General features: G+C 59.5%; 10 protein-coding genes and 2 tRNA genes. All 12 read left to right on the forward strand.

What is annotated here, in order from left to right; all coding sequences use genetic code 11:
• The first annotated feature begins 18 nt into the window (after positions 1-18).
• The 12 genes from ftsH to rpsO all read left to right on the forward strand — a co-directional run bounded on the left by ftsH (position 19) and on the right by rpsO (position 11,676).
• A complete protein-coding gene (ftsH, locus tag Q9290_RS00725) occupies positions 19-1,965 on the forward strand; it encodes an ATP-dependent zinc metalloprotease FtsH (protein ID WP_306077721.1) in 1,947 nt (648 codons plus the stop codon).
• Between the two features lie 68 nt (positions 1,966-2,033).
• Positions 2,034-2,876, forward strand: a complete 843-nt coding sequence (gene folP / locus Q9290_RS00730) for a dihydropteroate synthase (protein ID WP_306077722.1) — start codon at positions 2,034-2,036, stop codon at positions 2,874-2,876.
• A complete protein-coding gene (glmM, locus tag Q9290_RS00735) occupies positions 2,873-4,198 on the forward strand; it encodes a phosphoglucosamine mutase (protein WP_306077723.1) in 1,326 nt (441 codons plus the stop codon). Before folP ends, glmM begins: the two co-directional genes overlap by 4 nt.
• Positions 4,199-4,428: 230 nt before the next feature.
• Positions 4,429-4,764: a preprotein translocase subunit SecG gene (secG, locus tag Q9290_RS00740; RefSeq protein WP_306077724.1), complete on the forward strand. Its 336-nt coding sequence runs from the start codon at positions 4,429-4,431 to the stop codon at positions 4,762-4,764.
• 6 nt (positions 4,765-4,770) lie between these two features.
• Positions 4,771-4,857 (forward strand) — tRNA-Leu (locus Q9290_RS00745).
• A 58-nt stretch (positions 4,858-4,915) separates the two neighbouring features.
• Positions 4,916-4,992 (forward strand) — tRNA-Met (locus Q9290_RS00750).
• 179 nt (positions 4,993-5,171) lie between these two features.
• A complete protein-coding gene (gene rimP, locus Q9290_RS00755) occupies positions 5,172-5,630 on the forward strand; it encodes a ribosome maturation factor RimP (protein WP_306077725.1) in 459 nt (152 codons plus the stop codon).
• A 14-nt stretch (positions 5,631-5,644) separates the two neighbouring features.
• Positions 5,645-7,147, forward strand: a complete 1,503-nt coding sequence (gene nusA, locus Q9290_RS00760) for a transcription termination factor NusA (RefSeq protein WP_306077726.1) — start codon at positions 5,645-5,647, stop codon at positions 7,145-7,147.
• 19 nt (positions 7,148-7,166) lie between these two features.
• Positions 7,167-9,878 (forward strand): translation initiation factor IF-2, encoded by a 2,712-nt coding sequence (infB, locus tag Q9290_RS00765; protein ID WP_306077727.1) that lies wholly within the window; start codon positions 7,167-7,169, stop codon positions 9,876-9,878.
• Between the two features lie 73 nt (positions 9,879-9,951).
• Positions 9,952-10,356 (forward strand): 30S ribosome-binding factor RbfA, encoded by a 405-nt coding sequence (rbfA, locus tag Q9290_RS00770; RefSeq protein WP_306077728.1) that lies wholly within the window; start codon positions 9,952-9,954, stop codon positions 10,354-10,356.
• Position 10,357: 1 nt separating this feature from the next.
• The gene (gene truB / locus Q9290_RS00775; RefSeq protein ID WP_306077729.1) at positions 10,358-11,293 is read left to right on the forward strand and encodes a tRNA pseudouridine(55) synthase TruB; all 936 of its coding nucleotides are present in this window, start codon (positions 10,358-10,360) and stop codon (positions 11,291-11,293) included.
• Positions 11,294-11,406: 113 nt separating this feature from the next.
• Positions 11,407-11,676 carry a 30S ribosomal protein S15 gene (rpsO, locus tag Q9290_RS00780; protein ID WP_306077730.1) on the forward strand — a complete coding sequence of 90 codons (270 nt, stop codon included), beginning with the start codon at positions 11,407-11,409 and terminating at the stop codon, positions 11,674-11,676.
• The last annotated feature ends 47 nt before the right edge of the window (positions 11,677-11,723 follow it).

Here is an 11,723-nt window from a genome sequence, read left to right on the forward strand (position 1 = left end):
GCCGGTGAGGTTAGTAATTTGAGTGACATGGCGAAAAACTTGATCCTGTGGTTGGTCATAGCCGTGGTGTTGATGTCGGTATTCCAGAGCTTCAGCCCCGGTGAACCGTCCGGCCGCCAGACGGATTATTCCACCTTTGTGCAGGAAGTGGCCCAGGGCCAGATCCGTGAAGTGCGTATGGACGGCCAGACCATCAACGGCGTCAAGCGCAGCGGTGACCGCTTTACCACCATCATGCCTTCCGAAGATCCTCAGCTGCTTAACGATCTGCTCAATAATAATGTGCGGGTAGTGGGTGAAAAGCCGGAAGAGCCGAGCCTGCTGACGTCCATCTTTATTTCCTGGTTCCCCATGCTGCTGTTGATCGGCGTCTGGGTGTTCTTTATGCGCCAGATGCAGGGCGGTGGCGGCAAGGGCGCCATGACCTTCGGCAAAAGCAAGGCGCGGCTGCTGGGTGAAGACCAGGTGAAAACCACCTTTGCCGACGTGGCCGGCTGTGACGAAGCCAAGGAAGACGTCAAGGAGCTGGTGGATTACCTGCGTGATCCCAGCCGCTTCCAGAAGCTGGGTGGCCGTATTCCTACCGGTATTCTGCTGGTGGGCCCGCCCGGTACCGGTAAAACCCTGCTGGCCAAGGCCATTGCGGGTGAAGCCAAGGTGCCCTTCTTTACCATTTCCGGCTCCGACTTTGTGGAAATGTTCGTGGGTGTGGGTGCCTCTCGGGTGCGCGACATGTTTGAACAGGCCAAGAAGTCTGCCCCCTGCATCATCTTTATCGATGAGATCGATGCCGTGGGTCGTCAGCGTGGTGCCGGCCTGGGTGGCGGTCACGATGAACGTGAACAGACCCTGAACCAGATGCTGGTGGAAATGGACGGCTTTGAAGGCAATGAAGGTGTAATCGTCATTGCCGCCACCAACCGTCCAGACGTACTCGACCCCGCGCTGCTGCGTCCGGGCCGTTTCGACCGCCAGGTGGTGGTGGGCCTGCCCGATGTGCGCGGCCGTGAGCAAATTCTCAAGGTGCACATGCGTCGTGTGCCCCTGGGTGACGACGTTGAGCCCTCGCTGATTGCCCGTGGTACGCCCGGCTTCAGTGGTGCCGATCTGGCCAACCTGGTGAATGAGGCCGCGTTGTTTGCCGCCCGTGCCGGCCGTCGTCTGGTGTCCATGGAAGAATTTGAAAAGGCCAAGGATAAAATCATGATGGGCGCCGAGCGCCGTTCCATGGTGATGTCCGAGTCCGAGAAGGAAATGACCGCCTATCATGAAGCCGGTCATGCCATTGTGGGTCGTGTGGTGCCCGAGCACGATCCCGTGTACAAGGTGTCCATCATTCCCCGTGGCCGAGCCCTGGGTGTGACCATGTACCTGCCCGAACAGGACCGCTTCAGCTACAGCAAGCAGCACCTGGAGTCCATGATCTCCAGCCTCTACGGTGGCCGCCTGGCGGAAGAGATCATCTATGGCTTTGACAAGGTCACCACGGGGGCGTCCAACGACATCGAGCGGGCCACCGAAATTGCCCACAAGATGGTCACCCAGTGGGGCCTGTCCGAAAAAATGGGCCCGCTGCTGTACGCGGAAGAAGAAGGCGAAGTGTTCCTGGGTCGCAGTGCCGCCAAGAGCAAACACATGTCTGATGAAACCGCCAAGCTGATTGATGCGGAAGTGAAAGAAGTGATCGAGCGCAACTTCACTCGGGCCAAGCAGATCCTGAATGACAACATCGACATTCTGCATGCCATGAAGGACGCGCTGATGAAGTACGAAACCATTGACGCCCGCCAGATCGACGATCTGATGGCGCGTCGTGACGTACGCCCGCCCGCCGACTGGAAGGACGAGCATGGCAACAAGCCCCAGGGGCCGACCGCCGGCACCGGTGACAAGCAGGAAGAGAGCGAAGACAAAAAGTCCTCGTCTCCCGATCTGAACAAGCCCGGTGACGCCACCAGCAACTGATTTTTTGTGATAAATTAAGCCCCGGTATCATTACCGGGGCTTTTCATTTTTTGGGATCAGGTTATTTCATGTTGTTATCTTCCGTATCCAGAACGCTGGATCTCTCCACGCCACAAGTGATGGGTGTACTCAATACCACGCCCGACTCCTTTTCCGATGGGGGCCGCTATCACGGTCAGGACGCGGCCCTGCGTCACGCCCTGCAAATGGTGGCCGATGGCGCCACCATTATCGATGTGGGGGGCGAATCGACCCGGCCGGGGGCCGAAAACGTGGCCGAGCAGGAAGAGCTGGATCGGGTCGTGCCGGTGATAGAGCGGCTGCGTGCCGAGCTGGATTGCTGGATATCCGTGGACACCAGCAAGGCCGCGGTGATGGGCGAGGCCGTGAAGGCCGGCGCCGATCTGATCAACGATATTCGCGCCTTGCGTGAGCCGGGTGCCCTTGAGATAGCTGCCGCCAGCGGCGCCGCCGTGTGTCTGATGCACATGCAGGGCCAGCCCCGCACCATGCAGCAGGCGCCGGATTACGATGATGTGACCGCCGAGGTGGCCCGCTTTCTTGAGCAGCGGCTGAGCGCCTGCGAGGCCGCCGGTATTCCCCGGCAACGTATTTGCCTGGATCCGGGCTATGGCTTTGGTAAGTCGCTGGAGCACAACTTTGAGCTGCTGGGGCGGGTCGGGGAGCTGCACCGGCTTGAGCTGCCGCTGCTGGTGGGCATGTCCCGCAAGTCCATGCTGGGCCAGTTGCTGAATCGCGAGGTGGACGAACGCCTGGCCGGCACCCTGGCCGCGCACCTGTTTGCCGTGGCCCAGGGAGCACAGATCGTGCGGGTGCATGACGTTAAGGAAATGGTTGATGCCCTTCGCGTATGGCGAAAGGCGGCACACTATCAGGAACAAAGCGCATGAGCAGAAAATATTTTGGTACCGACGGCGTCCGTGGCCGGGTCGGTGATTACCCCATCACACCCGAGTTCGTGATGAAACTGGGCTGGGCCGCGGGCAAGGTATTGTCACAAACCGGCACCAGAAAGGTGCTGATCGGCAAGGACACCCGTATTTCCGGCTACATGCTGGAAGCGGCGCTGGAGGCGGGCCTGTCTGCCGCCGGCCTGCAGGCGGCACTGCTCGGCCCCATGCCCACGCCGGCCATCGCCTACCTGACCCGCACCTTCCGGGCCGAGGCGGGTATCGTGATCAGCGCCTCCCATAACCCCTATTACGATAACGGCATCAAGTTCTTTTCTCACGATGGCACCAAGCTGCCCGACGAGGTGGAGCTGGCCATCGAGGCACTGCTCGATCAGCCCATGGATTGCGTGTCATCGGATCAGCTGGGCAAGGCCAGCCGCATCAATGACGCCGCCGGCCGTTATATCGAGTTCTGCAAGAGCACCTTTCCGTCGGATCTGCACCTCGACGGCCTCAGCATCGTGCTCGATTGTGCCCATGGCGCCACCTATCACATCGCCCCGGCGGTGTTTGAAGAGCTGGGTGCCCGGGTGATCCGTACCGGGGTACAGCCCAACGGTCTCAACATCAACGACGGTGTCGGCTCCACAGCCCCGGCGGCCCTGCAGGCGGCGGTGCTGGAGCACGGTGCCGATCTGGGGATTGCCTTTGACGGCGACGGCGATCGACTGGCCATGGTGGATCACACCGGCGCCCTGGTGGACGGCGATGAAATACTTTACATCATTGCCCGCCATGGCCAGCGGCAGGGCACCCTCAACGGCGGTGTAGTCGGTACCCTGATGAGCAACATGGCGCTGGAGCTGGCGCTGGAGCAACTCGACATTCCGTTCAGGCGCGCCAAGGTAGGGGATCGGTACGTGATGGAGCAGCTGAAAGCGCATGGCTGGAAGCTGGGCGGTGAAAACTCCGGCCATATTATCAGTCTGGATCACAACTCTACCGGAGACGGCATTGTGGCGGCATTGCAGGTGCTGCGTGCCCTGGTCACCGAGGGCGGCAGCCTGGCAGAGCTGCGCAGCGGCCTGACCCTGTTCCCCCAGGTGCTGGTGAACGTGCGCTTTGCCGCCGGTACCGATCCCCTGATTGATGAGGAAGTGCAGCGCCGGGTGGCCGCCGCCGAGGTTGAGCTGGCCGGCAATGGCCGGGTGCTGCTGCGCAAGTCGGGCACCGAGCCACTCATTCGCGTGATGGTGGAAGGGGCCGACAAGGTGCAGGTACGCCGTCTGGCGGAGAATATCGCCGAAGCGGTTGCCTGATTCTGGCTTGTAGGCCCGGCTTTAGCCGGGATATGTGTCCGCCGAGACCTTGCCCCACTAAAGTGCGGCCTACAAAAACGGTTGTTGAATCATCGCTTTGCCGGCTTTTTATGCATTTGGATGATTTTTTTAAAATTGCGCTTGTATCCCGGTGGGGCTGTCGCTAGTATTAGCCCCGCTCCCAAGGGCAGCCTGCCAAGGGACGCGAGCGCCAACCAAAGGTAGCGAAAATGTACGAAATTCTTTTGGTGGTGTACCTGCTGATAGCTATGGCCCTGATTGGCCTGGTGCTGATACAGCAAGGAAAAGGCGCTGACATGGGCGCTTCCTTCGGAGCGGGTGCATCCAATACGGTATTCGGATCCAGCGGGTCAGGCAACTTCCTGACTAAGGCGACCACAATGTTGGCGGCTGGATTCTTTGTAGTAAGCCTGGTGCTGGGTAATCTTTCTACCAACAGCACCAAGCAGAGCAGCGAGTGGGAAGACCTTTCGGCTCCCGAAGTGGTTGAAGCTCCTGTTCAGGGTGACGTGCCGGTGACCAACGGCAGCGACGTACCCAATTAAGGTTTTGCCGAGGTGGTGGAATTGGTAGACACGCTATCTTGAGGGGGTAGTGCCCGTATGGGCGTGCGGGTTCAAGTCCCGCTCTCGGCACCAATTTATAGACAGGTTGAGAATCTCACTCGATTTGACTATAATCTCGCACGATTTCGGACGCGGGGTGGAGCAGCCTGGTAGCTCGTCGGGCTCATAACCCGAAGGTCGTCGGTTCAAATCCGGCCCCCGCAACCAATTTCACGTTCATCGTCTGCTCACGATGAATGGTCGCTGCGAGGCGACAATCAGGGTCCAGGTGAATAGCCCCGATTTGAACATCGGGGCTTTTTGTTATCTGGACTTTGGCATTGGCCTGGCCGATGCGACTATCACTGGGCTGCGAGCCCTTTTTTTGTTTTTGAAGGGGGGTAGCTTTGGCTACATTGGAACAACGATTGACCGAGATGCTCAGCGAGCCGGTAGAAGCGCTGGGCTTTGAACTGCTGGGGCTCGAGTATGTTCGCGCCGGCCGGCACTCCACTCTGCGGCTGTACATCGACAGCGAAAAAGGCATCGATGTAAATGACTGCGCCGAAGTCAGCCGGCAGGTCAGTGCTGTGCTGGATGTGGAAGATCCCATTTCCACCGAGTATGATCTGGAAGTCTCATCCCCGGGGCTCGCACGACCTCTGTTCAAACCGGCCCACTACCAGGCCATTATCGGCCAGGAAGTCGAGCTGGCGCTGCGCATGGCTGTGAACAATCGCCGCAAACTCAAGGGCACACTGGTGTCTGCCGACGACACCATGGTCCGGCTGGAGGTGAATGGCCAGGAATTTCCTGTGGCCTACGCCAACATTCAAAAAGCAAATCTGGTTCCGAACTTTGACTGACGAGGCCATCGGACATGAATAAAGAAATATTGCTGGTTGTAGACGCCGTTTCCAACGAAAAGGCGGTGCCTCGCGAAAAAATCTTCGAGGCGCTGGAAACCGCGCTGGCCACGGCCACCAAGAAAAAATACGAAGGCGACATCGAAGTACGGGTAGCCATCGACCGCAAGAGCGGCGATTTTGACACCTTCCGTCGCTGGCAGGTGGTGGAAGATCAGGAATCACTGACCAACCCCTACCGGGAAATTACCCTGGAAGCGGCCCAGATCGACGACCCGGAAATCGAGGTTGGCGAGTACGTAGAAGATCAGATTGAGTCTGTTGTCTTTGACCGCATCACCACCCAGACCGCCAAGCAGGTTATCGTGCAGAAAGTGCGCGAAGCCGAGCGTATGCAGGTGGTGGAGCAGTTCCAGGATCAGGAAGGCGAAATCATTACCGGTGTGGTGAAAAAAGCCACCCGTGACAATGTGATTCTGGATCTCGGCAACAACGCCGAGGCGGTGATCTTCCGTGAAGATCTGCTGCCCCGTGAATCCTTCCGCTCCGGTGACCGGGTGCGCGGCCTGCTGTATGCGGTTCGTCCCGAAGCCCGTGGTGCTCAGCTGTTTGTCAGCCGCTCCAACCCGGAGTTTCTGAAAGAGCTGTTCCGCATCGAAGTGCCGGAAATCGGTGAAGAAATTATCGAAATCATGGCCGCCGCCCGGGATCCGGGCAGTCGTGCCAAGATTGCGGTCAAGACCAACGATCGCCGTATCGATCCCATCGGTGCCTGTGTGGGCATGCGGGGTGCCCGGGTGCAAGCCGTATCCGGCGAGCTCGGTGGCGAGCGGGTTGATATCGTGCTGTGGGACGACAACCCCGCTCAGTTCGTGATCAACGCCATGGCCCCGGCCGACGTGGCCTCCATTATCGTGGACGAAGACGCCCACTCCATGGACATCGCCGTGGAGGCTGGCAATCTGGCCCAGGCCATTGGCCGTAACGGTCAGAACGTGCGCCTGGCGTCCCAGCTTACCGGCTGGGAGCTGAACGTGATGACCGACGAGGACCTGCAGCACAAGCACCAGGCTGAAAACGACAAGATCATGAACCTGTTCGTGGACCACCTGGACATCGACGATGACTTCGCCGCCCTGCTGGTGGGTGAAGGTTTCTCCACCCTGGAAGAAATCGCCTATGTGCCGGTTAACGAACTGCTGAGCGTGGAAGGCCTGGACGAAGACACCGTCGAGGAACTGCGCAACCGGGCCAAGGACGCCCTCACCACCCGGGCGCTGGCACAGGAAGAGTCCTTTGAAGGGGTTGAGCCGGCAGAAGACCTGCTGGGTCTGTCCGGCATGACTCGCGAGCTGGCTTATCAGCTGGCTGCACGCGGTGTTTCGAATCTGGAAGAGCTGGCAGAGCAGGGTATTGACGACCTTGAAGGCATTGACAGTCTGGATGAGGCCCAGGCGGGCGAACTCATCATGGCTGCCCGTAACATCTGCTGGTTCGGAGAGCAGAACCAAGATTAAGATCATCGGAGGTAAATGAATGGCAGAAGTATCTTTGACGCAACTTGCCAGTGACATCGACACGCCGGTTGATCGTCTGATCCAGCAGTTTCGTGAAGCGGGCATGGAGAAATCCGGCAATGACACCGTTTCCGAAACTGAAAAGGCCACCCTGCTTGCTCATCTCAAAAAGCAGCACGGTGCCAATGACGATAAAGAACCCAAACGGATGACCCTGCAGCGCAAGACCATCAGTACCCTGAGTGTTCAGGGTGCCGGCGGCAAGAACAAGGCCGTGCAGGTTGAGGTGCGCAAAAAGCGCACCTACGTAAGACGTGACGCGCTGGAAGAACAGCAGCGCGAAGCAGAAGAAAAGGCGCGCCAGGAAGCCGAAGAGCAGGCGCGTCAGGAGGCCGAAGCACTGGCCCAACGAGAAGCAGCAGAACAAGCCAAGCGTGAGGCGGAAGAAAAGGCCAAGCGTGAAGCGGAAGACAAAGCCAAGCGTGAAGCGGAAGAACAAGCCCGTCAGGCTCAGCTGCAGGCTCAGAAGCACACCGAGCAGGGGGCAGCCAAGCCCCAAAGCAAAGAGCAGAAAAAGGCGGATGACATGGCCAAGCGCGAAGCAGAAAACCTGAAGAAACAGCGCGAAGAGGAAGCTCTGCGCAAAGCCGAGCTGGAAGCCCAGCAAAAGGCGGACGAAGTACGCCGGCTGGCGGAAGAAAACGAAAAGCGCTGGGCCGAAGAAGCGGCCAAAAAACCGGAAGACGCGGATTATCACGTCACCACCAACCAGCACGCCCGTGCTGCGGAAGACGAAGCCGACAAGAGCGAAGAGCAAAAAGCTCGTCGCACCGGCGGCAAGAAGCGCAAGGGTGGCAAGACCAAGGAAGATCGCGAGAACCGCGAAAGCCGTAACGAGCGTCAGCGCAAGGGCAAGCGCGCCAAGGTGATGACGCCCAAGTCCATGAAGCATGGCTTCCAGAAGCCGGCCCAGCCGGTGAGCCGTGAAGTGGAAATCGGCGAAACCATTACCGTGGCCGAGCTGGCCAACCGCATGGCGGTCAAGGGCACCGAAGTCATCAAGGCGATGATGAAAATGGGTGCCATGGTCACCATCAACCAGGTGATCGACCAGGAAACCGCTCAGCTGGTGGCCGAGGAAATGGGTCACAAGGTGGTGCTGCGTCGTGAAAACGAGCTGGAAGAGCGGGTGCTGTCCGATCGTGACACCGATGCGGAGCTCAAGACCCGCGCTCCCGTGGTGACTATCATGGGCCACGTTGACCACGGTAAAACCTCTACCCTGGACTACATTCGTCGTACCAAGGTGGCGTCCGGCGAAGCCGGTGGTATTACCCAGCACATCGGTGCCTACCATGTAGAAACCGACAACGGCATGATCACCTTCCTGGATACGCCGGGACACGCGGCCTTTACCTCCATGCGTGCCCGTGGTGCCAAGGCCACCGATATCGTGATTCTGGTGGTGGCGGCCGATGACGGCGTTATGCCTCAGACCATTGAAGCCATTCAGCACGCCAAGGCAGCGGGTGTTCCCCTGATCGTGGCCGTGAACAAGATGGATAAGCCGGAAGCGGATCCGGACCGGGTCAAGAGCGAACTGGCCCAGCACGGCGTCATGTCGGAAGACTGGGGCGGTGAGAACATCTTTGTGCACATCTCCGCCAAGGCCGGTACCGGTATCGACGAACTGCTGGAAGCGATTCTGCTGCAGGCCGAAGTACTGGAACTGACCGCCGTGTACGACGCCATGGCGTCCGGCGTGGTGATCGAATCCCGCCTCGACAAGGGCCGTGGTCCGGTTGCTACCGTGCTGGTACAGGACGGCACCCTGCATCAGGGCGACATCGTGCTGTGCGGCCTGGAATACGGCCGGGTACGTGCCATGAAGGACGAGCTGGGTCGCGAAGTGAAATCCGCCGGTCCGTCCATTCCGGTGGAAATTCTGGGTCTGTCCGGTGTACCGACCGCCGGTGACGAAGCCACCGTAGTACGGGACGAGAAAAAGGCCCGTGAAGTGGCGCTGTACCGTCAGGGCAAGTTCCGCGAAGTCAAGCTGGCCCGCCAGCAGAAGGCCAAGCTGGAAAACATGTTTGCCAACATGAGCGAAGGCGAAGTGGCCGAGGTCAACCTGGTGCTGAAGGCGGACGTACAGGGCTCCATCGAAGCGATCTCCGACTCGCTGATGAAGCTGTCCACCGACGAAGTGAAGGTGAAGATCGTGGGCTCCGGCGTGGGTGGCATCACCGAGACCGACGCCAGCCTGGCAGCGGCGTCAAACGCCATCATTCTGGGCTTCAACGTGCGTGCCGACGCCTCTGCTCGCAAGATGATCGAAGCGGAAGACATCGATCTGCGCTATTACAGCGTGATCTACGAGCTGCTGGACGAAGTAAAGCAGGCCATGACCGGCATGCTGGCTCCCGAGTTCAAGCAGGAGATCATCGGTCTGGCAGAAGTACGGGATGTGTTCCGTTCGCCCAAGCTGGGTGCCATCGCCGGCTGTATGGTCACCGAAGGCAACGTCAAGCGCAGCAACCCGATTCGCGTACTGCGCGACAACGTGGTGATTTACGAAGGCGAGCTGGAGTCTCTGCGTCGCTTTAAGGATGACGTTCAGGAAGTGCGTAACGGCATGGAATGCGGCATCGGCGTGAAGAACTACAACGACGTGCGCGTAGGCGACCAGATTGAGGTATATCAGATTGTGGAAGTCAAGCGCACCCTGTAAGGCCGCCGTGAACCACGTCTGAACACAGTAATCAACGGGGGCCTGAAGGCCCCCTTTGTCTTGGAAGAAAGTAATGGCCAGAGAATTCAGCCGTACCCGCCGGGTAGGTCAGGAACTGCAAAAAGAAGTGGCGGTGATCCTGCAGCGGGAAATCAAAGACGAACGACTGGGCATGGTCACCGTGTCCGGTGTGGAAGTGTCCCGGGATCTTAACTATGCCAAGGTGTTCGTGACCTTTCTCGACAACGACGCCGATCGGGTAGAGCAGGGCATGGAGGCGCTGAAGGACGCCAGCGGTTATATTCGCAGTCTGGTGGCCAAGGCCATGCGCCTGCGGGTAACTCCGGAACTGCGCTTTGTCTACGACCAGAGCCTGGTGGAAGGCATGCGCATTTCCACCCTGGTTTCGAGCACGGTGGAAGAAGACAAGCGCCGCAGCGCCGGCCGCGATGACGAAGACGACAAGGAGCAGCACTGAGATGGGCCGTCAGCGACGCTTTCGTGGCCGTGAGGTAGACGGCATTCTGTTGCTCGACAAGCCGGCGGGCATTACCTCCAACGATGCCCTGCAGCAGGTCAAGCGCATCTATGCCGCCGCCAAGGCCGGCCACACCGGTGCCCTGGATCCGCTGGCCACCGGCATGCTGCCGATCTGCCTGGGTGAAGCCACCAAGTTTTCCCAGTTTCTGCTCGATGCCGACAAGCGCTACCGGGTGATCGCCAAGCTGGGCGAGCGCACCGACACCAGCGACGCCGACGGCGAAGTGGTTGAGACTCGCCCGGTGAACGTCTCTACCGGCGAGCTGATTGAAGCGCTGGATCATTTCCGCGGTGACATTGAGCAGGTGCCGTCCATGTATTCGGCGCTCAAGTATCAGGGAAAGCCCCTGTATCAGTACGCCCGTGAAGGCATTGAAGTACCGCGCGAGGCACGACCGATCACCGTGTTCGAGCTCAAGCTCATTCGCTTTGAAGGCGATGAGGTGGAGCTGGAAGTGCACGTGAGCAAGGGTACCTACATTCGTACCATCGTCGACGATCTGGGCGAGCGCCTGGGCTGCGGCGCTCATGTCACCATGCTGCGCCGGCTGGCGGTGGCCGGTTACCCGGCGGATCGCATGCTGACCCTGGAGCAGCTGCAGTGCATTCTCGACAACTGCAAGGCCAATGAGACTTCGCCACGGCTGGAGCTGGATCCGCTGCTGCTGCCCATGGACACCGCCGTGCAGAGCCTGCCCGAGGTGAATCTCTCCGAGCTGGTGGCCGGTTATCTGCTGCACGGCCAGGCGGTACAGGTATCGGGCGCGCCCCTCGAGGGCTTTGTACGCATCACGGTCGGTGACGACCGCCGTTTTGTCGGCGTCGGTGAAATCGACGACGACGGCAAGGTCGCGCCGCGCCGGCTGGTGCGTTAATTCGCGCGCATTTCAGGTTGCCAAGCGCGGCGTTGCTGGTAGAATGCCGTGCTTCCTTCCGGCTGAATTAGTGATCGGCTGGAATTCATTCATGATTATTTGGAGTAGACACCATGTCACTAAATGCTGAAACCAAAGCCCAGATCGTTGCCGATTTCGCCCGTGGCGAAGGCGACACCGGCTCTCCCGAAGTGCAGGTAGCTCTGCTGAGCGCCCAGATCAACCACCTGCAGGGCCACTTCAAGCAGCACATCCACGATCACCACAGCCGCCGCGGTCTGCTGCGCATGGTATCCCAGCGTCGTAGCCTGCTGGACTACCTGAAGCGTAAAGACGTAGAGCGCTACCGTGCCCTGATCGAAAAGCTGGGCCTGCGTCGTTAATCGACTCCAAAGCCTTGTTAAAAAGGGAGCCTCGGCTCCCTTTTTTA

This window comes from Oceanimonas aquatica (assembly GCF_030732065.1).
GTDB lineage: Bacteria > Pseudomonadota > Gammaproteobacteria > Enterobacterales > Aeromonadaceae > Oceanimonas.